The organism is Candidatus Paceibacterota bacterium (genome assembly GCA_041666915.1).
Classification (GTDB): domain Bacteria; phylum Patescibacteriota; class Minisyncoccia; order Phycocordibacterales; family PALSA-1337; genus C7867-002.
The window spans coordinates 1-23,359 of the sequence record JBAYFZ010000007.1 but is presented as its reverse complement, the minus strand read 5'-3'; the positions used below and the strand labels follow the sequence as shown (position 1 = coordinate 23,359).

Annotated in this window: 28 protein-coding genes, 1 tRNA gene and 1 other RNA gene; 23 read left to right on the top strand and 7 right to left on the bottom strand. The window is 40.1% G+C overall.

The features are described 5' to 3' along the window. Positions 1–325 precede the first annotated feature (325 nt). From WCS89_04340 to WCS89_04275, 14 genes are all read left to right on the top strand, one after another. A complete protein-coding gene (locus WCS89_04340) occupies positions 326–946 on the top strand; it encodes a hypothetical protein (protein ID MFA6554702.1) in 621 nt (206 codons plus the stop codon). 152 nt (positions 947–1,098) lie between these two features. Then, a complete protein-coding gene (locus tag WCS89_04335) occupies positions 1,099–1,935 on the top strand; it encodes a Bro-N domain-containing protein (protein ID MFA6554701.1) in 837 nt (278 codons plus the stop codon). A gap of 24 nt (positions 1,936–1,959) precedes the next feature. Further along, entirely contained in the window at positions 1,960–2,397 is a 438-nt protein-coding gene (locus WCS89_04330) for a hypothetical protein (protein ID MFA6554700.1), read from the top strand. Between the two features lie 146 nt (positions 2,398–2,543). Further along, complete coding sequence (locus WCS89_04325; GenBank protein ID MFA6554699.1) at positions 2,544–2,729, top strand: type Z 30S ribosomal protein S14; 186 nt, start codon at positions 2,544–2,546, stop codon at positions 2,727–2,729. Beyond that, a complete protein-coding gene (gene rpsH, locus WCS89_04320; protein ID MFA6554698.1) occupies positions 2,723–3,115 on the top strand; it encodes a 30S ribosomal protein S8 in 393 nt (130 codons plus the stop codon). The genes WCS89_04325 and rpsH overlap by 7 nt, the downstream gene beginning before the upstream one ends. Before the next feature lie 14 nt (positions 3,116–3,129). Continuing rightward, the gene (gene rplF / locus WCS89_04315; protein ID MFA6554697.1) at positions 3,130–3,663 is read left to right on the top strand and encodes a 50S ribosomal protein L6; all 534 of its coding nucleotides are present in this window, start codon (positions 3,130–3,132) and stop codon (positions 3,661–3,663) included. 8 nt (positions 3,664–3,671) lie between these two features. Further along, positions 3,672–4,022, top strand: a complete 351-nt coding sequence (gene rplR, locus WCS89_04310; GenBank protein ID MFA6554696.1) for a 50S ribosomal protein L18 — start codon at positions 3,672–3,674, stop codon at positions 4,020–4,022. Positions 4,023–4,030: 8 nt separating this feature from the next. Next, positions 4,031–4,741 (top strand): 30S ribosomal protein S5, encoded by a 711-nt coding sequence (locus tag WCS89_04305; GenBank protein MFA6554695.1) that lies wholly within the window; start codon positions 4,031–4,033, stop codon positions 4,739–4,741. Between the two features lies 1 nt (position 4,742). Beyond that, positions 4,743–5,375: an uL15 family ribosomal protein gene (locus WCS89_04300; GenBank protein ID MFA6554694.1), complete on the top strand. Its 633-nt coding sequence runs from the start codon at positions 4,743–4,745 to the stop codon at positions 5,373–5,375. 42 nt (positions 5,376–5,417) lie between these two features. Continuing rightward, positions 5,418–6,710, top strand: a complete 1,293-nt coding sequence (gene secY / locus WCS89_04295; GenBank protein ID MFA6554693.1) for a preprotein translocase subunit SecY — start codon at positions 5,418–5,420, stop codon at positions 6,708–6,710. Between the two features lie 142 nt (positions 6,711–6,852). Next, positions 6,853–7,446 (top strand): nucleoside monophosphate kinase, encoded by a 594-nt coding sequence (locus tag WCS89_04290; protein MFA6554692.1) that lies wholly within the window; start codon positions 6,853–6,855, stop codon positions 7,444–7,446. A gap of 9 nt (positions 7,447–7,455) precedes the next feature. Further along, positions 7,456–8,223, top strand: a complete 768-nt coding sequence (gene map, locus WCS89_04285; protein ID MFA6554691.1) for a type I methionyl aminopeptidase — start codon at positions 7,456–7,458, stop codon at positions 8,221–8,223. A 78-nt stretch (positions 8,224–8,301) separates the two neighbouring features. After that, positions 8,302–8,910: a nucleoside-diphosphate kinase gene (locus tag WCS89_04280; GenBank protein ID MFA6554690.1), complete on the top strand. Its 609-nt coding sequence runs from the start codon at positions 8,302–8,304 to the stop codon at positions 8,908–8,910. A 294-nt stretch (positions 8,911–9,204) separates the two neighbouring features. Then, entirely contained in the window at positions 9,205–10,584 is a 1,380-nt protein-coding gene (locus WCS89_04275; GenBank protein MFA6554689.1) for an MBL fold metallo-hydrolase, read from the top strand. A gap of 192 nt (positions 10,585–10,776) precedes the next feature. On the opposite strand, the gene rplT is transcribed toward WCS89_04275, so the two are convergent. From rplT to infC, 3 genes are read right to left on the bottom strand one after another with little or no spacing between them, the layout of a single operon-like run. Then, the gene (gene rplT / locus WCS89_04270; GenBank protein ID MFA6554688.1) at positions 10,777–11,121 is read right to left on the bottom strand and encodes a 50S ribosomal protein L20; all 345 of its coding nucleotides are present in this window, start codon (positions 11,119–11,121) and stop codon (positions 10,777–10,779) included. Between the two features lie 20 nt (positions 11,122–11,141). Further along, positions 11,142–11,330 (bottom strand): 50S ribosomal protein L35, encoded by a 189-nt coding sequence (locus tag WCS89_04265; protein MFA6554687.1) that lies wholly within the window; start codon positions 11,328–11,330, stop codon positions 11,142–11,144. A 33-nt stretch (positions 11,331–11,363) separates the two neighbouring features. Continuing rightward, the gene (infC, locus tag WCS89_04260; protein MFA6554686.1) at positions 11,364–11,873 is read right to left on the bottom strand and encodes a translation initiation factor IF-3; all 510 of its coding nucleotides are present in this window, start codon (positions 11,871–11,873) and stop codon (positions 11,364–11,366) included. Positions 11,874–12,121: 248 nt separating this feature from the next. On the opposite strand from infC, the gene WCS89_04255 reads away from it, so the two are divergent. Next, positions 12,122–12,856 (top strand): hypothetical protein, encoded by a 735-nt coding sequence (locus WCS89_04255; protein MFA6554685.1) that lies wholly within the window; start codon positions 12,122–12,124, stop codon positions 12,854–12,856. A 70-nt stretch (positions 12,857–12,926) separates the two neighbouring features. On the opposite strand, the gene WCS89_04250 is transcribed toward WCS89_04255, so the two are convergent. Continuing rightward, a complete protein-coding gene (locus WCS89_04250; protein MFA6554684.1) occupies positions 12,927–14,006 on the bottom strand; it encodes a phospholipase D-like domain-containing protein in 1,080 nt (359 codons plus the stop codon). Between the two features lie 41 nt (positions 14,007–14,047). Here WCS89_04250 and smpB point away from each other — a divergent pair, with 41 nt between their 5' ends. The 7 genes from smpB to WCS89_04215 all read left to right on the top strand — a co-directional run bounded on the left by smpB (position 14,048) and on the right by WCS89_04215 (position 19,009). Continuing rightward, positions 14,048–14,494 carry an SsrA-binding protein SmpB gene (smpB, locus tag WCS89_04245; protein ID MFA6554683.1) on the top strand — a complete coding sequence of 149 codons (447 nt, stop codon included), beginning with the start codon at positions 14,048–14,050 and terminating at the stop codon, positions 14,492–14,494. A 105-nt stretch (positions 14,495–14,599) separates the two neighbouring features. Next, positions 14,600–14,977: a transfer-messenger RNA gene (gene ssrA, locus WCS89_04240) on the top strand. Positions 14,978–15,105: 128 nt separating this feature from the next. Continuing rightward, positions 15,106–15,534, top strand: coding sequence for a hypothetical protein (locus WCS89_04235; protein MFA6554682.1), 429 nt, complete (start codon positions 15,106–15,108; stop codon positions 15,532–15,534). A 238-nt stretch (positions 15,535–15,772) separates the two neighbouring features. Continuing rightward, on the top strand, positions 15,773–16,168 hold the full coding sequence (locus WCS89_04230) for a hypothetical protein (protein MFA6554681.1): 396 nt from the start codon (positions 15,773–15,775) through the stop codon (positions 16,166–16,168). 193 nt (positions 16,169–16,361) lie between these two features. After that, the gene (locus WCS89_04225) at positions 16,362–16,820 is read left to right on the top strand and encodes a hypothetical protein (GenBank protein ID MFA6554680.1); all 459 of its coding nucleotides are present in this window, start codon (positions 16,362–16,364) and stop codon (positions 16,818–16,820) included. A 115-nt stretch (positions 16,821–16,935) separates the two neighbouring features. Further along, positions 16,936–18,861: an ATP-dependent zinc metalloprotease FtsH gene (gene ftsH / locus WCS89_04220; GenBank protein MFA6554679.1), complete on the top strand. Its 1,926-nt coding sequence runs from the start codon at positions 16,936–16,938 to the stop codon at positions 18,859–18,861. Positions 18,862–18,935: 74 nt separating this feature from the next. Continuing rightward, positions 18,936–19,009: transfer RNA gene (locus WCS89_04215), tRNA-Ile, on the top strand. Positions 19,010–19,293: 284 nt separating this feature from the next. Here the strand turns inward: WCS89_04215 and WCS89_04210 are convergent. The 3 genes from WCS89_04210 to WCS89_04200 form a co-directional block, all read right to left on the bottom strand. Next, positions 19,294–21,585 (bottom strand): ATP-dependent DNA helicase RecG, encoded by a 2,292-nt coding sequence (locus tag WCS89_04210; protein MFA6554678.1) that lies wholly within the window; start codon positions 21,583–21,585, stop codon positions 19,294–19,296. 90 nt (positions 21,586–21,675) lie between these two features. Then, complete coding sequence (locus WCS89_04205; GenBank protein ID MFA6554677.1) at positions 21,676–22,119, bottom strand: hypothetical protein; 444 nt, start codon at positions 22,117–22,119, stop codon at positions 21,676–21,678. Between the two features lie 12 nt (positions 22,120–22,131). Then, positions 22,132–22,728, bottom strand: coding sequence for a Panacea domain-containing protein (locus WCS89_04200; GenBank protein ID MFA6554676.1), 597 nt, complete (start codon positions 22,726–22,728; stop codon positions 22,132–22,134). A gap of 129 nt (positions 22,729–22,857) precedes the next feature. Between WCS89_04200 and WCS89_04195 the strand changes: the two genes are divergently transcribed. Next, the gene (locus WCS89_04195) at positions 22,858–23,151 is read left to right on the top strand and encodes a hypothetical protein (GenBank protein MFA6554675.1); all 294 of its coding nucleotides are present in this window, start codon (positions 22,858–22,860) and stop codon (positions 23,149–23,151) included. Positions 23,152–23,359 lie beyond the last annotated feature (208 nt).

Below are 23,359 nucleotides of genomic sequence, written 5' to 3'. Positions count from 1 at the left end.
TCGTCTCTGGTAATATGCGTATACATATCCGTTGTTGTTGCTAGTCTGTTAACACTACTAGCGTACAGCAGCGGATATGTTCTTTACAAAAGTTAGTATTGCACTTCAGAGTGGAATTTTAGACCTATCCTTGACATGTAGCTATATTATATGTATTTTACTATAGTAGTTCTTTGATACTAACTTGCGACCCAGTAGGCGATTGTGTTCAATCGTATGGTTATAGCCAAAAGAGGCTTAAAAGTAGGCTTTTCTTGGCTATAACCACTACGGCTTATAGTTCCTCCTCGGATTAGAGGGAAATCAAATACGAAAGGATGACACCATGACACAGATCATGACTGCAGCCGAAATGACCGACGGCCAAATCGAAAACGCCGTCAACAAACTCCGCGACGCGATGCGCAAGCATCGTTCCGAGATCACCTCAGATGTCGCTCAACAAGTTCTCGGAGTCGAGAACCTCGGAATGATGATGTTTACGCCCTTCCGCGAATGTGCTGAAGTGGTCTCGAACCTGATCGTCCGCACCGCCAAAGTGAATCGTAGTCGCTCTCGGCAAGAGGCGATTGAAGCCACTGGCCGCGCACAGTACACGGACCGCAAGGTCGTGGACAGCATGCCGAAAGGTGAAGGCGATGAAGTCGAGGTCGTGTTCTTCAAACCCGACCTCTCGGAGCGCAACGGTTTCATCTCCGATGATGACCTCGAAAAGGAGTTCGAGCTGCGTGGCCTCAAGCCCGCTGACCCGATCTCTGTCGCCGCCGTGAATGAAGCCGATCCCGCCTTCGCTGATGAGAAGCCCCACGGCACTCATTGGAAAGATGCCAAAGGCAACTGGTGCTGCGCCGCGTTCGGCCGTTGGGGCGGCAAGCGCAAGGTGGTCGTCAACCGCAACGACGACGGCTGGGACGACGTCTGGTGGTTCGCCGGTGTTCGCAAGTAGTTCTCAACACTAAGTCGCTTTGGACTCCGGTCCTTAGAAACTTAGTCCTTAGCCCTGTTCCGATTCGTCGGAGCGGGGCTAATTTTGTATGCGCACTTATTATTGATTGTAGTCAATATTGTAATTTTTTGTTGGAGTGAGAGAATTGTCGTATGGAACAAGTAGAAAAACATCTTGCAATTTTTGAAGGTAAGAAGATTCGTAAAACATGGCATAACGAGCGATGGTATTTTGTCGTGGAAGATGTCGTTTTTGCACTTACAGACTCTGATGACCCAAAGCAGTATATTCAACGAATTAGAGATCGAGATGAGGTACTCAGTCAAGGGTATGTACAAATTGTACATACCCTTGACGTAATGACAAAAGGAGGTCGTCAGAAGATGGTTTGTGCGGATTTAGAAGGTATTTTCCGCATCATTCAGTCTATTCCGTCCCCAAAAGCCGAACCGTTCAAGCTTTGGCTAGCTCAAGTCGGTAAAGAAAGGATCGATGAAATTCGTGATCCAGAACTTGCTGTAAATAGGGCCAAGGCTATTTATGAAAGAAAGGGCTATCCAAAAGATTGGATTGATAAGAGATTACGTGGTATCAACGTCCGTAACACTCTTACTGATGAATGGAAAAGTCGTGGGCTAAGGGAAGGTATGGAGTTTGCTATTTTAACAGATGAAATTTACAAGGGCACGTTTGATTTAACTGCAAAAGAATACAAAAAACATAAGTCTTTATCTAAAGAAAATAATCTCCGTGATCACATGGAAGATTTGGAGCTTATTTTGACTATGCTAGGCGAAGCGACCACGACCAAATTGACTAAGGAGAGAGATTCAGAAGATTTTCTTAAAATGCAAAAAGATGCCAAAGAAGGTGGTGAAGTGGCTGGTAAGACTAGACTTGATATTGAGGGTCGTATAGGAAAGGGAATTGTAAGTAAAAAGAATTTTTTACCGAATAAAAAGGGTGGAGGTTTGTTGAATAAGTTGTAGATTAAATAAAAACTAAATACGTCTATGCAAAAATTTGGAGACTATGAATTTCAGAAACATGTCATTAAAGAAGCTAAGAAAGTAGCGCCAATTCCTCAGATTATTAAGGATGTTGGCTTTGATTTTAGCTGGGACGAAGAAAAGGTTTGGGATTTGGATGTACCAATTGAAGATATGAGTATTAATGATTTGATTTGGCATTTTGATATCCCATTTCTTTGGGAGGGTGGTGTCTATAATCTTAAGCCACGAGAAGTAATTGATAATCCAGACAAACATGAGAAAGAATATAAACGTACAATGAATGCAGATCTCGTTTATCCGATAGACATTATGGAAAATAAGGGTCACTGGCTTATATTGGATGGATTGCACAGATTGATGAAATCATCGGTTATGAAACTAGAAAAGGTAAGAGTTCGTAAGATATCCCGTGAATTAATACCTAAAATACTTAATTGAATTTAGCGCTATTGACTTTATTCCACTTCATCTGCTAGGATAGCTCTACCTTAGAAAAAGGAAGCATTTGAACAAAATATTGATTGGAAGCATAACCTTTCGGGGTACAGCTAACCAATCTTCATTTTTTTTCAAAAAATCAAAAAATGGCAAAAACATCAGTTATAGCAAGATCAAAAAAGACACCCAAGTTCAAATCTAGGGTAGTTCGACGCTGTTTCCGTTGTGGTCGCAAGCGCAGTTATATGAGAGATTTTGACCTTTGCCGTATTTGTTTCCGTGAATTCGCCAACGAAGGTGCTATTCCAGGTATAAAAAAATCATCATGGTAACAGACCCTATTTCAGACCTCATAATCCGCCTCAAGAACGGCAGTGACGCCAAGAAGCCTTCGGTTACAGTTTTGTATTCCAAGTTTGCTGAAAATGTTGCCCATGCTTTGAAAAAGGCAGGTTACATTGGAAGTATTGAAAAGAAAGGTAAGATTTTTACAAAAGAACTAGAGATCGGTTTGATCTACTTCCAGACAGGGGCTCGCATCAACGATGTTGAACGCATTTCAAAACCTTCAAGACGCATTTATATGAAATCTAGTGATATTCGTATGTACAGAAGTGGTTTTGGAAATACTTTTCTTACTACTCCAAAAGGTATCATGACCGATGTAGAAGCAAGAAAGAACAAAGTCGGAGGCGAAGTCTTGTTCAAGATTTGGTAATATCCACAAATAACATGTCCAGAATTGCAAAAAAACCTATTGTATTACCACCAAAGACTGAAGCTAGTTTTTCAGGCGGTATTATGACTGTCAAAGGTCCTCTAGGAACATTGACCAAGATTTTCAAACCAGGTATCAATGTTGCTATTGATAAAGAAGGCATTACTTTGACTTTGGGTAGTAATACTCTCCAGAACCAAGCTCTCTGGGGAACATACGCTTCTCATATCAAAAACATGATTGCTGGAGTCAACAAAGCTTACGAAAAGAAACTTGTTGTAGAAGGTATCGGTTACAAAGCTGATATAAAAGGCAAAGATCTAGTTTTAGCATTAGGATTTTCTCATACTATTACAGTTGCTATTCCACCAGATCTCAAAGTTATATCAGAAAAAAATACCATTACAGTTTCCGGTATTGATTGTGAAAAAGTCGGTCAATTCGCTGCCGACATTCGTTCTTTCAAGAAACCTGAACCTTATCTAGGTAAAGGAGTTCATTATTCAGACGAAGTCGTAAGACGTAAGCAGGGTAAGAAGGCTGCATAAAAACCACCATGAGTATATTACAAAAACAAGATCAAATATTTGCACGCAGAAAGGCTCGTATCCGTGCCAAGATTCATGGCACAGCCGAAAGACCACGCTTGGCTGTTTTCAAGTCACACAAATATATCTACGCTCAGATCATCAATGATGATAAAGGTCACACTCTAGTTTCTTGCGATACTAGGATTTCAAAAGCCAAGAAACCAGTAGAGCGTGCTGAAGAGGTTGGTGTAGAGATTGCAAAGAAAGCCAAGGCCGCAAAGATAACCAAAGTAGTTTTTGATAGAAGTGGATATTTGTATACAGGAAAAATCAAAATGGTCGCTGATGCCGCAAGAAAGGGAGGTCTAGAATTTTAATCACCAATATGCCAGCAAAAGAAATAAAACTAAATAACGAGGTTCCTACAGATGTAAAGATTCCTGCTACAGGAGTTGATGTTACAGCTGTTCTTCCAGTAGTAGCAGAAGGAAACAAATTTACACCTGGTCGCAAGATGCGTGGTGACCCAGCAAGACGCGGTGGTCATGGAGGTCAGGGTGCTGGTCAGCAAGGAGGACGCAGTGGTGGAAGACCAAGTCGTGGTGAACCTAGGGAACGTGTCAAACCAGAGTTTGATTCAAAGATCATTGATATTCGCCGTGTGACTCGTGTTGCAGCCGGAGGACGTCGTTATACATTCAGTGTTGCTGTTGTTGCCGGAGATCACAAGGGTCGTGTTGGTGTAGGTTTGGGTAAAGGTGGAGACACAGCTCTTTCAGTAGAGAAGGCTACTCGTGAAGCCAAGAAAAACCTCATCAAGGTCACACTTTCTCCTCAAATGACTATTCCTCATGCTGTAGAAGGCAAGTACGCTAGTGCCATGATCAAGATTTTCCCAGCTCGTGGAAGTGGTGTCGTTGCAGGAAGTTCCGCTCGTGCTGTCATTGAACTTGCGGGTATCAAAGATGTTTGTGCCAAGTTCATCTCCGGTAGTAAAAATAGACTCAACAATGCCAAGGCAACCATTGAAGCTTTGAAGAAGTTAAGTAAAGTTTCCCGAGCAACTTTGCACGGACGAACAGAAGTAAAAAAATAACATGCAATCAAACCAATTAAAAAGAATACACCCAAACAAGAAGCGCATGATCGTAGCGCGTGGGGGAAAGCGTGGTAAGACTTCAGGCCGTGGAGGCAAAGGTCAGTCCGCTCGTGCTGGTAACAAACGCCGTCCTGAATGGCGTGATATCATCAAGCGTGTTCCAAAGCTCCGTGGTCGTGGTAAGAATTCCAACAAACCTTTCCAAGAGAGACCAATAGTGGTCAACTTGGTAGCCCTTGAAAATGTATTTTCAACCAACGACGCTATCACCCCAACCATTTTGGTTGAAAAGGGAGTCATTGCTACTTTGTCAGGTAATATTCCCGCTGTAAAAATTCTCGGTGACGGTGAGATCACAAAAGCCTTGAAGATTTCTGGTTGTTTCATCTCTGATTCTGCAAAAGAAAAAGTTATCAAAGCAGGTGGTTCATTTACTCCAGTTCCTTCTAAGATATTGATTAAGACAAAAACTCCAGCTCAAATCAAAAAAGCTTCCGAACCAAAAAAAGCTAAAGCTCCAAAAGTAGAAGCAAAAGTTGAAAAGACTGAAAAAGCTCCAAAGAAAGATAAAAAAGATTCAAAAGTTGAAAGTAAAAAAGATACCAAGAAGTCAGAAGTATCAAAATCTTAATTAGTTATGGCTCAGTGTAATCGTTAACATATAAAGAAAATTATGCAAAAATTCTGGGAAAAAGTAACGATAGCATTCAAAGATCCAATTTTGAGAAAAAGGATTGGTTTTACGGTTATGGCATTGGTACTCTTTCGTGTATTAGCTTCTATTCCAATACCTGGTATTGACGCAGAAAATCTTGCAAAACTCCTTTCTTCTAGCCAGCTTCTAGGATTCCTAAATATCTTTTCAGGAGGAGGTCTTTCAAATCTTTCTATTGTAATGTTAGGAGTCGGTCCTTTCATCACTGGTTCCATCATTATTCAGCTTCTTACTATGATGTTCCCAAAGTGGAAGAATATGCTCCATGAGGATGGGGAAGCAGGAAGAGCTAAGCTTTCACAATACTCTCGTTTGTTAGGTGCACCTTTGGCAATCATACAAGCAATTGGCTTTATTATCCTTCTCCAATCTCAAAACGTTTTACCACAAATGGATATGTTTTCTTTTATTGTAAACGTTATAGTCGTTACAGCAGGTTCAATGTTGCTCATGTGGGTTGGTGAACTTATATCAGAATTTGGTATTGGAAACGGTGTTTCTTTGATTATTTTTGCCGGTATCGTTTCTACATTGCCAATAACAATAGTTCAAAATTTCCAAAAGCTTTCTACGACAGGAGCTTCTGATCTTCCTTTTTATATTGTTACACTAGTTATCGCTATCGCAGCCGTAGCTGGCGTTATATACGTTACAGAGGCTGAAAGGTCAGTGCCTGTCACTTATGCCAAGCAGGTTCGTGGTAACAAAGTTTACGGTGGTTCTACTACCTACCTTCCTTTGCGTCTCAATCAATCTGGTGTTATCCCAATCATCTTTGCTATGTCTATATTGATATTCCCATCAATCATATTGAATGTTATCGGTAAGTGGGATACTTATCCTGGAGTAGCGGATATGGCAAAATCACTTGCAACATTCCTTTCTCCTGGCACATTGATCTACGGCATACTTTACTTTGTCATGGTTGTTCTCTTTACTTATTTCTATACCGCCGTCACCTTTGATCCAAAACAAATTTCTGAAAACCTACAACGTTCTGGAGCTTTCATTCCTGGTGTAAGACCTGGTGAACACACTCAAAATCATATCGGTAATATTGTCACTCGTATTACTTTGGTCGGTGCACTCTTTCTAGGTGTTGTCGCTATCCTTCCTCTTATTATTCAAGCTTTCTCACCAGATAAAGGCCAAGGTGTTGCTGTTGGTGGTACTGCTCTCCTCATCGTTGTTTCTGTAGTTCTAGATCTATTGAAGAAGATTGATGCTCAGGTTGCAATGAGAGAATACTAGTTGTGTCATTCCCGCGAAGGCGGGAATCCAGTGTATTACCAACTAAGCTAGATCCAGTGGTTATATCCTGGATTCCCGCCTTCGCGGGAATGACAAAAACCCAGTTTCGCAGTGACGACTTATCTGGGTTATAATACACCTTATGAAATTACAATCATTTATATTTATCGGTCGTTCTGGCTGTGGTAAGGGAACTCAGATCAAGTTGCTCATGGACGCTTTGAAAAAGAAAGATCCAGAGCATGACATTTTATATATCTATACAGGTCAAGAATTTCGCAAATTTATAAAAGGAGAAAGTGCCACACAAAAAGTCTCAAAAGTTTTATATGAAACTGGTGGTTTGATGCCAGAATTTCTCACAGTTCATATGTGGGCTACTCCATTGATTGAGAATTATAAAGGCAATCAACATCTTATTTTTGATGGTACACCTAGAAAATTCCATGAAGCTGGAGTTTTGAATTCAATTTTTAATTTTTACGGACTTGAAAAACCTTGGGTCGTTCATTTGGAAATCTCTCCAGAAGAAGCTATGAAGAGGTTGTCGCTTAGGCAGAGATTGGATGATAAAGAAGAAGATGTAACAAAGAGACTTGCTTGGTATAAGACGGATGTAGAGCCAACTATTGAATATTACAAAGGTAATCCCAACTACAATTTTCTCCAGATTGATGGTCAAAGGACTCCTGAAGCTATCCATGAGGACATTGTGAAAATAGTAGGTTTGGTGTAGGTTTAAAATATGGTGACGATAAAAACAAAGGAGGAGATCAACATTCTTCGTGAAGGGGGCAAAAGACATGCTTTTATTTTGCGTGAATTGGCAGGAATGGTAAAACCTGGTGTTACTTCTTTGGAATTGGAAAATCGGGCCAGAGAGCTTATTGCCGAAGGTGGTGATGAAGCTTCTTTTTTGAATTACAAACCTTTTGGTGCCAAGCGACCATATCCAGCAGCCCTATGTGTTTCTGTGAATGACGAGGTTGTTCATGGTATTCCCAATGAAGGAGATAAGGTACTCAAAGAAGGTGATATTGTCACTCTTGATCTCGGTCTTACTCACAAAGGCTTGGTGACCGACTCGGCTGTTACTGTCCCTGTTGGTAAGATTTCTCCAGAGCTCACTCAGTTATTGGAAGTTACAAAAAAAGCTCTTTATGCTGGTATCAGGGTTGCAAAAGGGGGGAACAAAACTGGTGATATTGGTGAGGCTGTTTCTAGGATGGCGATTCCATTCAAATATGGTGTTGTTGAAGAATTATCAGGACATGGTGTCGGATATTCTGTACATGAAGATCCTTATGTTCCAAACTACGGAACGGCTGGAGAAGGGGATATTCTTACCCCAGGGATGGTTATAGCTATTGAACCAATGTTCAATCTTGGTACAAGACGCGTCAAACTTGGTGATGATGGGTATACGTATAAGACTGCCGATGGTAATCCCTCGGCTCATTTTGAGCATACCGTTGTCATTACAAAAAGTGGAGCGGAGATTTTGACACAGTAAACTTGTTTGTTGTTCGCTTTTATCTTTAGAGTAAATGAGTTATGATTCATATTACTTTTATCATAATTTATTACCAATATGACTCCTCACCCAAAGGTTGAACGTACTCTAGTTATCATCAAACCAGACGGGATTCAACGGACTCTTATTGGAGAGATTATCAAGAGATATGAAAGAATAGGTCTCAAGATGGTTGGAATAAAGATGATGATTCCAACTGCAGAACTTATAGAAAAACATTACACCCTTGATCCAGAGTGGCGTTTGAAGACTGGACTAAAAACTATAAAAGGTTATACGGATAAAGGTTTGATACCACCACACAATGATCCGTTGAAGATTACTTCTATTATTTTGAAGAATTTGGTCAACTATATGACCAAGGGTCCTATCATCGCTATGGTTTGGCAGGGTGCACATGCTGTAGAAGTTGTCAGGAAAATCACCGGAGGAACGGAGCCAGTCATGTCTGCTGTTGGTACTATTCGTGGAGATTTTGTTTTGGATTCATACAGGATGAGTGATTCTGATGGCCGTTCTGTACGCAATCTTGTTCACGCTTCTGGTTCGGTCAAAGAGGCGGATGATGAGATAGCACATTGGTTCAAGAAGGAAGAATTGTTTGATTATCGTCTGCTTGCAGAACAAATGCTTTATGATGTGGATTTGGATGGAATCTTGGAGTAATTTGTCAACGTTGTCTCTTGTGTCAAATCTGTGTCTGAACTATATTTTTTGCTTGCACTTATTTTTGATAGGAATAAAATGTATACAGATTGCATGAGTAAAATCCTACAAAGTTAAAACTTTAGGGAGGCCGACGAACTGGTCAAACTTTTCAATTTCTTCTGCGACCCCTCGTGGCGTTGGAAGCTAGGCAACCCACCTGTATTAACAGGTATTTACTCTTGCAATCTACGAAGTGCGTCTACGATATTGTAGGCGCTTTTCTTTTGGACTTAAAGTATAATTATCTCAAATATGAATAATCCCAAAATAACTTTTTGTAGTGGAGTAGGGACAGTTACTGGTGCTAACTTTTTATTGGAAACAATCGGTGGTACGAAGATTCTCATTGATTGTGGATTGGTACAAGGAGAGAAGGTGGCTACTGATGAAAACCGTAAACCATTTGGTTATGACATTGGCTCTATTAAAGCCCTCTTCATCACACATGCTCACCTAGATCATGTTGGCCGTATTCCGAAACTGGTCAAAGAAGGTTATAGCGGACCGATATATTCCACGCCACAGACGAAAGCACTTGCGGAGATTATATTAAATGATGCTGTGGGAATTTTGACCAACGAAGCCAAACAAGAGGGCTTGGAACCACTCTATAACAATGACGATGTTCAGGCAGTTTTTCCACTTTGGAAAACAATAAATTATCATGAAGTATTCAAACTGACTGAAGATGTAGAAATCTTTTTGAAAGATGCAGGACATATCTTGGGTTCTTCCATGGTAGGAGTTACAACTCCAAGAGGAGATGGTAATAAGATGAAGATATTATTTACCGGAGATCTAGGCAATTCTCCAGCACCTTTGCTCAGAGATACAGAAGCGGTCGGCAGTGTTGATTATATAATCATGGAAAGTGTTTACGGTGATCGCAATCACGAAAGCAGAGAGGGAAGGTCCAACAAATTCTGTCAGGTTGTAAAAGATTCTATTGCTCGTGGCGGTACTTTGGTCATACCGACTTTTTCTGTTGACCGTACGCAGATACTGCTTTTTGAATTGAACAATATGATAGAACAAAAAAAGATTCCTAGTATTCCAGTTTTTGTGGATTCACCTATGGCTATCAATGCCACTTCAGTGTATTCAGAAAATACTGATCTTTTCAATGATAAGGTTCGTGGACAAATAGGTAATGGTGATAATATTTTCAAATTTCCACATTTAGAATATACAATGCTCTCAAATGAATCTCGGGATATAGAAAATACAAAAGGCCCAAAGATTATTCTTGCAGGTTCAGGAATGTCCATCGGTGGACGCGTGATCAGTCATGAAAGAAAATATTTGCCAGATTCCAACAGTACAATTTTGTTTGTTGGTTATCAGTCTGCGGGTTCTCTGGGTCGTGAATTGGCTGATGGTAATAAGAAGGTGAAGATTTATAGAGATACTATCAAAGTGAAGGCGCATATAGAGACGCTTTATGGCTATTCTGCACATAAGGACGGAGATCATCTATTAGAATTCGTCACAACTGCTGAAAGTGGTTTGAAGGAAGTCTTTGTTGTTATGGGTGAACCTAGGTCTTCTATGCATTTGGCGCAAAGAATCAATGATGAAGTCGGGGTGAAGGCAGTGGTACCAGAGGTGGGGAGTACGGTTTTGTTGGGATGAGTTTTAGGAATATGAGTGCAAAGTGAAAAGTGCAAAATGCAAAGTTTTAGTGAAAAGTTATTAAGTTCCTTAATTATTCACTAGTAACTACAACTTTGCATTTTGCACTTTGCACTTTGCACTAAAAACCACTTTGCTCTCATAAAAAAAACGCCATCACAGCGTTTTTTTAGGTAGTATGTAGTTTGCTGATTATTTAACTGACTCAACAACTCTCTTGAAAGTCTCAGGTTGGAATTCTGCTAGAGTTGCCAAAATCTTGCGATCTAGGGCAATATTTTTCTTCTTGGCAGCACCAATGAATTTGGAATAAGAGAAACCGAGTGGGCGTAGGGAAGCGTTGATCTTCACATTCCAGAGACGGCGGAAGTCACCTTTCTTGTCACGGCGATGAGCGAAAGCGTAGACTCCAGCATGACTCAAAGCGTCATTTGCAGCTCGCTCGGTATTGGAACGGCGGAAACGGAAGCCTTTGGCAGCTTTGAGGACACTACGGCGATTTTTCAGTGCATTTACTCCTTTTTTTACTCTTGTCATGGTAGTTTTCTAAATGTTTATTAAAGGTTCACCAAGAAACGACTCTTGGACTTGTTGCTCATATGAACTTCAGTTGTACGACGCTTGCCCATACTTGTACTGGTACGTTCTTTGGCATTAAAATGGTTTTGACCAGGCTTGCGTGAAATGACTTTGTCATTACGTGTGACCTTGAATCTCTTTGCGTATGATTTGTTTGTTTTTATCATGTTATTTACCCTGAGTTTTTATCGAAGGGTCTGTTATTTTTTCTCTATGACTATCGACAATCCTTTTGGTCCTTTCGTTACATCCTGAGTAACTTTGTATTCGACGGTGACCAATTTCATAATACGCTCGAGACGTTCTTTTAGGAATTTGATATCCATATATTTCGAGCGACCGATAAGGAAAAGATCAACTTTGACACGGTTACCCTCAGCTAGCCATTCAGATACTTTCTTGGCTTTGAGTTCTAGATCATGATCGCCTGTGCCGATCTTTACTTGGACAATCTTGAGCTCGCTTACCTGAGTCTTCTCTTTGGCTACTTTGGTCTTTTTCTTTTCTTCGTAGCTATACTTTCCATAATCCATTATCTTGGCTACCGGGGGAACAGCGGTAGGGGAGATCTCTATCAAGTCCAATCCACGTTTCTCTGCTTCTGCTATAGCCTGAGATAACGGAATTACGCCGAGATTATCTCCTTCGGCAGTAACGACGCGCAATTGAGGCGCCTTGATTTGATGGTTGATTTTGACTCTTATTGCCAATGTTTCAAAGATTACGGTTAGGAAACATATTTATAGCATATAAGGAGGTAGATAGCAAATATAAAATCATTGACATTGCAGGTTCAATCGTGACATACTTTACACGAATTTGACCTTTGATATTGTGGTTCATTCACTGTAACAACGAGTATCTTTCATTGGTTGTGAGGAAGGATGTTTGTTGTTGTGGTGAAATGGAGTAGCCACGCATAGAAAACAACGTAAGTATGTATGAAAGGATGATAACAATGAAAAAGACATTGATTACATCTCGTAATAATAACGGAAACGGAGACGGAGTTAGTGATGGTCAGAAACGTAACCTTGTAAACCTTATGGTAGCAGCTACTGTGAAGTCGGTAGTGTCTAAGGTGAATGAGTTATCTAAGGAGGGTATTCTTAATAGGCATAGTTGCCAGTACGTTCTAGCCGGTGGTCATAAACTTGCTAAAGAAACGAGAGATGTTGTTGGAAGGGAGTTTGGTGGGTTTGTTGAAAATGGTGTCGGTCGTTTCAGGCCATTATTCAATGATAGGAGGATTATCATACCAGCTACAACTGGTAAAGAATTCCTTAGCAAATCAAAAGTCTTCACTACTAATGGTCGAGAATTTTCTAAACTCGGCTGTGATGTTGAAGATTATCCAACCAAAGAAGTTGAAGTGAAAACATACGAAATTCTCAAAGGAGGAGTTTTGATGGAAATTTTTGGAGGGTTTGGAGTAGATTTCTCTCGCTCATTTCTCAATCAAGGACAAATTATCTCGGTTGTAGAGAATCACCGTTTTGTACTTGGAAAAGGAGGTATGGTAACCCTGTTTCTATTCAGGGTAGGGAGTAAGTTTTTGGTATTACGTGTCAGCATGAATGCTCTCGGACTTCTAGGTGCGCATGTCAGTAATCTTTTGGGAAATGCCATCTACTACAACTCAGTTAACCATCAAGTCGTGGTTCCCCAATTGAATCACGGACGAGTTCGTTAGTTTTCTAATCGTTCGCTTTTAGCGGACAATCCCTCTAACCTCATATTTGTATGAGAGCTAGGGGGATTTTTTATAGGAATTTTCTAACCAAATGAATGAGCATCTCGGGTATTTTTTCTAGGAAGAAACGATTTTGCCATTCTTTGAGATTTACTTCTTTTGATTCTTTTATATCTTTCATAAAATGTTCCTTTAGTTCTTTAGAGAATTTGTCATTGGTTGTAACTATATTGGCTTCAAAATTGTATAACAAACTAGCACTGTCTAAGTTCATTGAGCCGACAGTAGACCATGTATTGTCTATTGTGATTGATTTGCTATGGATCATATTACCTTGGTATAGGAATATACGGACTCCAGATTGTAGTAACGTTTTGAAAAATGCTCGTGCCCCGAGATCTATGGCGTAATGGTCAGATTTTTCTGGAACAATCAATCGCACGTCAACTCCACGTCTGGAAGCAGCTTTGATGGTGCGATAAAGCCTATGTGTTGGTACGAAATATGGAGTGGTTATGTAGATATGATCATTTGCTTCGCGCATAGCTTTTATAAGTTCGGTGTAAACATGTCTACGTCCTGGGGCTGGATAATTGGTCAGATATTTGAATTCAGCATTATAAGGGTGTCTTGTATGTCGTAACTTTTTTAATTTGAGTGCCCGTAGCCACATTTGTTCAAAAGCATTTTTCATTTCCATTACAACGGGACCTTCTAATCGTACATTCGTATCACGCCAATTTTTGAAAGCATCGTTGACACAAATACTGCCGGTGTAACCAACTTTACCGTCTATGACCAAAGTCCTCCTGTGGTTACGGAAATACCAAGAACGAAAATTTGGTACACGAAAATATCCTGGAATGAGAGTTTTCCAGAATAAAAGTTCTATGCCACTTTCTTTTAATTCTTCAGCCGTGTTCGAGCCCCACAATGTGAAGCTTCCAGCTGCATCCCAAAGAAATCGTACTTTGACTCCGTTTCTAGCTCGGTCCTTGCAGATGTCTATGAGTCTTTGGCCGTATTCATCTTTGAAGAAGATGAATTGTTCTAAGACGATAGTTTCTTTTGCTTTGGCACAGTCTGCTAACATGGCATGCCAAGCATCTCCATTTTCTGAGTATAATTTCCAATCATTTTGTTCGGACATAGGTATATAGTATATACTATTTTTTATGTTACGATATCTGCATGGTTACTTTTATTGATTACAAAAAGGCTCATTTTAATTATGAAATCCTTGAAAAAATTGAGGCTGGTATTGAGTTGTCTGGTTTTGAAGTAAAATCAGTAAAGAAGAATCAGGGATCTTTGGAAGGGGCTTACGTCATCGTTCGTGGAGGTGAAGCTTATGTTATGAACCTTTTCATTCCACCGTATCAAGAGAATAATACCCCAAAAGGTTATGAACCTCGTAGAAATCGTCGTCTTATTTTGACCAAAAAAGAAATTACTCATTTGGCAGATGTGGAACTTGGTCGTGGATTGACAATTGTGCCTATTTCGGTATATAATAAAGGCAACCTCATCAAAGTCTCAGTCGCTGTCGTCCGTGGTAAAAAGAAATTTGATAAACGCGAAACGATAAAAAAGCGCGAGACTGATAGGACGGTGAGAAGAGATTTTAGAGATCGTTGATAACTTCTGTGTCATTCCCGCGAAGGCGGGAATCCAGTATATTACCAATAAATTTAGTGGCTATATCCTGGATCCCCGCCTTCGCGGGGATGACACAAAATAACTGGGGGTGATCGGCATAGACAACCGGTCATGTTAGTTCGTGCAGTGCGAGCACCATTAACTCGTAAATCTGATGGAAATTCTAAATGCTAAATCAACCGTTTCTCCATATTTTGGACAAAAGGACTTTGCATTCGCTCTTGTTTAAAGAGCCGTCTCTCTAAGGGGATCCTTACTTTGGAGTTGGCGTAATAATCTGGATGTAGGGAAGTAGAGTTTCTCACTCTATTTCTTGAACTCATGAGATCGTGAATACACATTTTGCACACTTTCTAGGATGTATTCATTAAATCTACTTCGGCAGTATAAAGTTTGCTAACACTGTAGAATCGTTCTATACATATCGATTGCACGCGGGTTCGATTCCCGCCATCTCCACAATTGACAAATAACTAGTAGCTATGCTATAATATAATTAGATTGTAGCTTGTTTTATATTGCTTAAAGTCCTGAAATGTTGAGGATTTCAAGCAGTATAACAACAAGTAACAATTCTTTGAAAGGAAATTATGAGCCAGAAAAAAATTATCACAGCAACTGAGGAGTTCCCAATTACTCCTGAACACATTGATGCTTCACAACACTTGTTTGACGCATTTGACCACAGTGAAACTGAAGTCTCAGCAGGGTGGATCGTTCGGTTCATGCAGGCCCGTGGAAAAGGATGGACGCCATTTACACAGGAAGAGATCGAGACCTTCTACTCCAAGAAATTCAATGACGGCTTCCATTTCAACCGTCTGGTTAATCCCCAGATGATTCCTCCGAGCTTGGTCCGTGCCTTTGAAGGTTACATGGATCCACTGGTTCCGGCTGGTGGTGGTTGGATCATTCTCGCCGATGATAAGAAGTATTATGTGACGGATGATTTTGTCATACGATGCTTCAAGTCTCAGCCTGTAAAAAAAATCAAAAAGCAGGTTGCGGTTGTGGCCTAGCTGCTACACCTCCCACAGAAAAGTTTCTCACGGACTTCTCTGTGGGAGGCTTTTCTTTTACCTAAAACAGTTCCTAATATCATTCACCAATCTCCACAAATTCACTTATTCATGCTTAAATAACCCTAGACCCTCTTCCTCGGCAACATCATGATTAGAGATCCATTCTTATTATGATGTTGCCATAACGGTGACTCGGTAGTCATATCTCTATCGAAATCCAGTAATTGGAGGAAAAATGAAAAGAAAACAAGTGGTTATTAGCGAGTCAGCTTTGTTGGCTATTGATGTTTGCAAACAAATGGTGAGGATGTCATTGGAAACTCATCTTAAGGTTAGAGATATTTCCATATCGTTTCTTGGAGAATGCAAACAAACAGAGAATAGTATTGTTAGTGGGGTAGTGGCAAGTTTTCACCTATGTGACTCTTCACACACTAGTCCTAACTGCTATCGTAGCCAGTCAAAATTTACTGCTCATTTTGACCTTTGTAAGTATAAAGATATAGGATGGTGCATTTCATCTGAAAAAGAGATGACACTTAGTAAGAGTGATGGCTCAGTAGCAGTCTTCATGTCAGTCCCTTTTCTGAGGGATCTTCATTTGAAAAAAGGTTTTGATGATGATAAATAAGTTAGTTTTTTAACATTCCCACGAGACAACTCGTGGGTTTTTGTTTGTTTGACAATATCCACTTAATCATGTTAATCTATTTTCAGATCAATCACCTCACAACAGCCAAGATATATGAGAATACTGATGTATTTTGGCTGTTGTGACAATAGCTGTAGAAGCAATAAAGCCCTACATTTCCTTGAAGGAAAAAATGAAAAAAGAGTCCATTGAAAATAAACCAGTTAGAAAGCTCTCAATGGTTTTGGGAGATTGTAGGGTGTTGGAGATCATTAAGTTTATTCTTCAACAATTCTTTGGTCATGATGACATAGTTTTTCATCAGGTGGACATGATAGCGGGTGAACAATTGAAATTTGTCCAACCTGGTCCTAGTGGTAAAATTGTTTTACGAAAATCTTTCAGTGCCACTATACTGTTCGCTGATCTGAATAATCCGCAATTACTTGACCCTAGTATAGAGGTTGATGTCACTATGGAGAGGAATACAATAGAAGGTTATCCTTGGAACCTGGCTATTTTTCACGGAACAGTCAGTGGGCATCCCCTGATAAGGAAACCGATTGATCTTGACCTTGAGTACATCAATACCTCTCTCAAAATCGCCGTGGTTGATTTTGTTAGGAGGTTTAACAGTGCGGTGTTAGGTTAAAGAGTATCGTTACCTTAAAATAAACCCTGAACTCCAATCAGGTGCCCAACTCAAAAGGTTGGGCTTTTTCTTTCCTTTATTACACTTTTCTGTATAATCAACAATACATTCAAATATGGCAAATAATGTAGTCAAAAAACCCAATGAAATCAAAGGAAAAGGTGGTGGATGGTTTCCAAATAACCTAAGCTTTTTGAACCTGCTTTCTCTTGTCATCTTGATTTTTCTTCTCATAACTGGCTTGTACGCAGGATTTTCTGAGAATAAAGTTGCAACTACACCGACTTCTTTGTCTTCTATTGCCAACGATATTCAAAAAGGGAGCATTGTTTCTTTGGAGATTTCTGGCGATGATATCACCGCTACTTATACAGACAAATCTCTGAAGACAGCACAAAAAGAATCAGACTCATCTCTAACAGAATCACTCGCACGTTTTGGTGTTACTTCAGCAAAACTGGCTACAACAACTATTATGATTGTTCAACCTGGGGGATTTTGGTATTGGACATCAGCTTTGGCACCATTTTTGGCTCCGATATTATTTTTAGTATTTTTTGTCTGGCTCATATCTAGACAAGTTCGTGGGGCGGGTATGCAAGCCATGACATTTGGTCAATCAAAAGCTCGTATCACTATGCCCGATGATGTAAAGCAGAAAGTAACTTTCAAAGATGTTGCTGGTGCAAAAGAAGCCAAGCAGGAACTTTTAGAGATTGTAGATTTTCTACGTAATCCAAAAAAGTTTATTGAGATCGGTGCAGAGATACCAAAGGGCGTTATTCTCATGGGCGCACCCGGAACAGGAAAGACTCTTTTGGCTCGAGCTGTAGCTGGTGAAGCTGGAGTAGCATTCTTCTCTATTTCAGGATCTGAATTTGTAGAAATGTTCGTAGGAGTTGGAGCTTCTCGTGTACGAGACTTATTCAAAATGGCCAAGGAAGCTGGACCAGCTATCGTCTTCGTTGATGAGATAGATGCAGTCGGTAGGGCACGCGGTTCTGGTATGGGTGGTGGTAATGATGAACGTGAACAAACCTTAAATCAGATCTTGGTTGAGATGGACGGTTTTGAACCAAATGAAAAAGTCATTGTAATGGCAGCTACGAATCGTCCAGATGTTCTAGATCCAGCACTTTTGCGTCCAGGAAGATTTGATCGTAGAGTGGTCATAGATTTGCCTGATAGAGGTGACCGTGAAGAAATCTTGAAGATTCATTCTGTAAAGAAACAACTGGCTGAAGATGTGAATATAAAAGTTGTTGCAGAACGTACTCCAGGATTCTCTGGTGCAGACTTGGCTTCTCTTATGAATGAAGCTGCTATTTTGGCAGCTAGAGAAAATAGAAATAAGATTGGTCAATTTGATTTGATTCGTTCTATTGAAAAAGTTATGCTAGGTCCAGAGCGTAGGAGCCATATTCTTTCTATGAAAGAAAAAGAGATCACTGCGTATCATGAGGCTGGTCACGCTATCATTTCTTCGGTCTTACCTTATGCAGATCCTGTCCATAAGATTTCTATCATCTCCCGTGGAAGAGCCGCTGGTTATACTTTGAAATTACCTTTTGAAGAAAGGAAACTCCAATCACGCAAAGAGTTTTTGGATGATATTGCAGTCTCTCTCGGAGGGTATGTTGCAGAGACTATGGTTTTTGGCGACCTTACTACAGGCGCATCCAACGACCTTCAAGTTGCTACAGCTTTAGCACGTGACATGGTAACTCTCTATGGAATGTCAGACAAGATTGGTCCAGTTGCTTTGGAAAGTGCCCAAGGCAAAGTCCTCTTTGGTATGGGTGTTTCTGATCGTGAATATTCTGAGCGCGTTTCTTCGGAGATAGATAGCGAAGTTTCGCGTATAATGAGAGAGGCTCATGAGATTGCCAAAAAGTGTTTGGTTGAAAACAAAAAAGCTTTTGAAGCTATTGCCAAGCGCCTTGTTGAAACCGAAACTATTGAACGTGAAGAGTACGAAACTATTTTGGTCGCACAGGGTATAATAGTGAAGAAGAATGAGAGTTTGAAGATAAGTAAATAAAGTTCCCGCCCTTAGCTCAGCTGGTTAGAGCACAGAGCTTGTGGACTGGAATGAGTACCTGTGAAAATATGCGTCCGCCCTTAGCTCAGCTGGTTAGAGCACAGAGCTTATACCTCTGGGGTCCCTGGTTCGAGCCCAGGAGGGCGGACGGATATTTGCACAAGGTGCGAATGAACAGTCCATATGGAAATATACCTCTGGGGTCTCTATTCGAGCCCAGGAGGGCGGACAGGCATTTGCATAATTAATCTAGCACCCCTTAGTATAAATATTGGATGCGGTTATAAAACCAGCGAGATAACTCACTAGTACGATACAAATAATCGCGAAGATAGATAGAAACATAGGTTCTTAGTTAGTTGGTAAATTCTAAACTACAGAACTTGCTACTTCCATTCTACAACTATGTTAATTTTTTGCACGCTTCTTAAATCATTCAAAATGCGAGGTTATCATATGGACATCAACCCTTTTCTTTAATATAGGATATTTTGATAGGGAAACGTCATCTTCTATGAGTAAAGAAGCTTCTGCTCTGGCTGCTTCAACCATCTTCAAGTTCTGTAAGGCTTCCATGGCAATATCAGAAACACCCCATTGTTGAGTACCAGAAAGTTGTCCGGCACCTCTTTGTGATAGATCAAGTTCGGCAAGTTCAAAAGCATTTTTGGCGGATTGTAGAGCTTTGAGACGATCTATGGATTTGGCAGAAGTAGTTTCGGTGAAGGCGTAGCAATAGGCTTGGAAAGAACTTCTCATAACACGGCCACGAAGTTGGTGTAGTTGTGCTAAACCAAATCTCTCGGCACCTTCAATGATCATGACTGTGGCATTTGGTACATTGACTCCAACTTCAACTACAGAAGTAGCACAGAGAATATCTATCTTTCCATCTTTGAAATCTTTCATGACAGCATCTTTGTCGTCTGGTTTCATCTTGCTGTGAAGTACGTCGATCTCATATTCAGGGAATACAGAACGTTTCAGACGAATTGCTTCTTCTTTGACAGATTTCGCAATAATAGCAGCCTCTTTATCTGGGTCAGGCTCATTGATACGTGGACAGATTACAAACATTTGTCTGCTAGCTTGTAATTCTTGTCTTATTTTTTCATAAACCTCATTACGTTTTTCTGGGAGAACGAGTTCGGTTATGACAGGTTTTCTACCAGCAGGGGATTCATCTATGAGAGTGAGGTCAAGGTCTCCATACATAGTGAGAGCTAAGGTTCGTGGTATTGGTGTGGCAGTCATAGAGAGCAGGTGAGGAGCAGTACTTTTTTTTACCAACTTTGCTCGTTGGGCAGTACCAAAACGATGTTGTTCATCAATGATAACGTAAGCTAGATTTTTGAATTCAACAGCTTTTTGGATGAGGGCATGCGTACCAATGAGTACAGCAATCTCTCCATTTGCTACCCATTGCAAGAGTTGGGTACGAGAAATATCGGTCCAGCCTTTTGGATTGACCTTTGAAGGGAATTTTCTGCAACCAGAACCAGTGATGAGTCCGATCTGTATTGGCATATATGAAAAATATTGAATGAAAGATTCAAAGTGTTGGCTAGCGAGAATTTCGGTTGGACACATATAAGCGACTTGAAGATTACTAGAACGAACAACATTTTCTGATGGTTTGAGAAGAGGTTGATTTTGTGATCGGTCTATTTGAGTTGGCACCACCTTTTTCTTTGTTGAACTTTTTTCTATTTTAATTGGTTCGGGAATATTTTTTACTGGTCTAGAAACCATGACAGCATAAGCAGTAGCAGCAGCTACAGCAGTTTTGCCAGATCCTACATCTCCCTCAAGAAGTCGTGACATTGCTTGATCTTTGCGCATATCGCTAGTGATAGTCTCTATTGCTCGTGTCTGCGCATTGGTTGCTTGGAATGGGAAACGTCGGACGAATTCTTGTACATTTGCGTGTGGTGTTTCCACAAGAAAAGAAGGATGTTGTTCGTATTTTTTTCTAGCCTGCTTTTTTCCAATCTGAATAACGAATATTTCTTCAAAAGAAAAACGTTTGCGAGCAGAGAGAGCGTCATCTCTACTGAGTGGAGTGTGTATCCAAATAATAGCGGTTTTGATACTTGGTAAATGATATTTTGTCAGAATAGATTCTGGGATCGGATCTTCTAGTGTTTCTAGAATATTATTTTTAAATATTTTTTGTATGGAATGATATATCCAACTAGAACTGATACCACGAGATTCTGGGTAGACTGGGTAGAGAGTATGAGCTTCATTACCATCTCCGAATAGGGAATCACCAACACCTATCGGAACCGTGTTCACCGCTTCAACTTTTGGATTGGAAAAATAAATTTCACCTGGTTTATCTGGCTCTTTGCTCCTTCTCTGACTAACTTTTCCTTCTATTCTGACCAGAGAATTATCTTGAATCATTTTTGCCAAGTAAGGCTGGTTGAACCAGACACAATGAATACGACCAGTCTCATCCTCAATGTAACCGTCTGCCATCGCTATTTTTGTTTTGAAACCCTTACTAGCTTTGAGTCCACCGATCTTCCCAAAGATGACCGCTGTATCGCCAGCCTGCAATGAATCAATGCTTTTTGCTATTGCCGTATCACCATATCGGACAGGGAAATGATAAAGGAGGTCTTCCAATGTTTCTATACCCAGACGTTTGAGTGCGGTCTTCTGAATAGGGGTTATGCGGAAGTATTCTGAGACTTTGGTGGAAAGGGTGATGGGCATGGGGTAATTGTAGAGGTAATCGGGAGATTAGTGAAGGCTTGTACACCTTCTGGACTTATAGTCATAAAGTTGTTAGAAACCCACCGAAGACTACGTCAAATCTTTTATTGATTGCGAGATTTTAGGGCTTTCGTTAATGCCGGCTATAATCCGTTTTAGAATATTGTCTGGAAGTTTGGGATAATTCATGGACCCATTTTCCTCAATTTTTCTGATTAAATCGTTCATATTTACTTCAAAAACTTCGTTGCAATTGAATGCACTATCGCTTGTAAAGATACAATGTTCCTTTGTTTTTACCTCTACAATGGTTTTATCACTAACGCCAGCTCTTTTAACAAATTCCTTCTTTTTCTGTATCTGAGTCGTAGATGTAACCATGATTAAAGCTGTGTCGGTTTTTGGATTGCGATTGAGTATAATAAAATAGCGATTCTTTGACTGTCTCTTTGAATCGCTAAAATCAACAAAAAAGTTAAATACTGAACCTTGTTCAATACACAATGGAATTCTGATCTTTGGCGGTATTTCCATTGCGCTCCATGTTTAGCTAGTAAAAAACGCGGAGACTTCCTTTTGTTCGGAAAAAGATTCCTTTGCCATTTCTAAATCTAATTTGTTTTGAGAAAACAAATCATCTCCTTTTGGTGTATTAGTAAAAAAATCATCATAATCCATCCTTACCCTTTTTTTACCCTCATCAAGTTCTTTTTTATGTTTTATCCACTCTGGGAATTCGTGCGTTATCTCGGCCAATTCAAACTGGTCTTTATCGGAAAATCTATTATATACAGACTCAATACATTCAAGATCTGTTTTTGAAAATACACTTAAATCTTCTTGTTTAAGAGAAACAAGTGTCTGTTTCTTTTCATCAATAGGTTTGATATATTTTTTTGCATAAGCCAAAGCCTCATCCGATATGCTCGAAAGTTCGGCAACATTTTTTGTTAGCGAACCAACTGGACCTAATTTCATTGCCCAGTACATGTCACCAACTATAGGTCTGCCATATTTTCGCAAATGCAGACGGTCAGCAAGAAAAATAAGCTTTATAGCCTTCATCTTGTTAATCTTTCCATCTTTCTTGCGAGCAAGTAGATTCAATGCTTGGGTCGCCTTTTTATAGATTGTTGTAGGCATATTAGTCATATTTATATGATAGCATTTTATTATGAAAATTCAATCAAAATAACAGCTCGCTCTCTGGACTTATAGTCATAAAATTGTTAGTTTTGAGTAAACAAAAGAAAGGAGTTCCTTGTATATTATATGAGTGCTATCAAAATCGTCTCTACCCCTCCAGGACAAGCTCCGGAATGGGTGAGACAAGAATGGATTGGTGCGGTCATACCGTTACCAAAGCAATCATCAGTCGGTATTCAAGTCGGTGCTCGTGGTGGTAAACCACAAAATCTTGGTGGTTATCAAGTAGAGACCACTGAAGCTATGAAGGAGTTGGGTAAAAAATCTCCTGAAGCTGTGAAATGGTGGGAGGGAAACGTACCACTAAAGGCGATTCCGAGATTAGTTTTTTCCAGGGACGTTTGTGAACTTGTTCAATAGTCGTCGAATCAAAAACACCACTAAGTAAAAAGACTAGGTGGTGTTTGTTTTAAATGGTGATTCGGTCAAGCTCACTCATTATTTTGTGATCTGTACCCTAAAAAGTAGACACATTGGAACCCTCTAACCCTCGACCCGGGCTAAAAGATGATTTCTGTATTCGACAGGCGTCATCTTTTTTCTGGTCCACTGCTTTCTTTCGTAATTG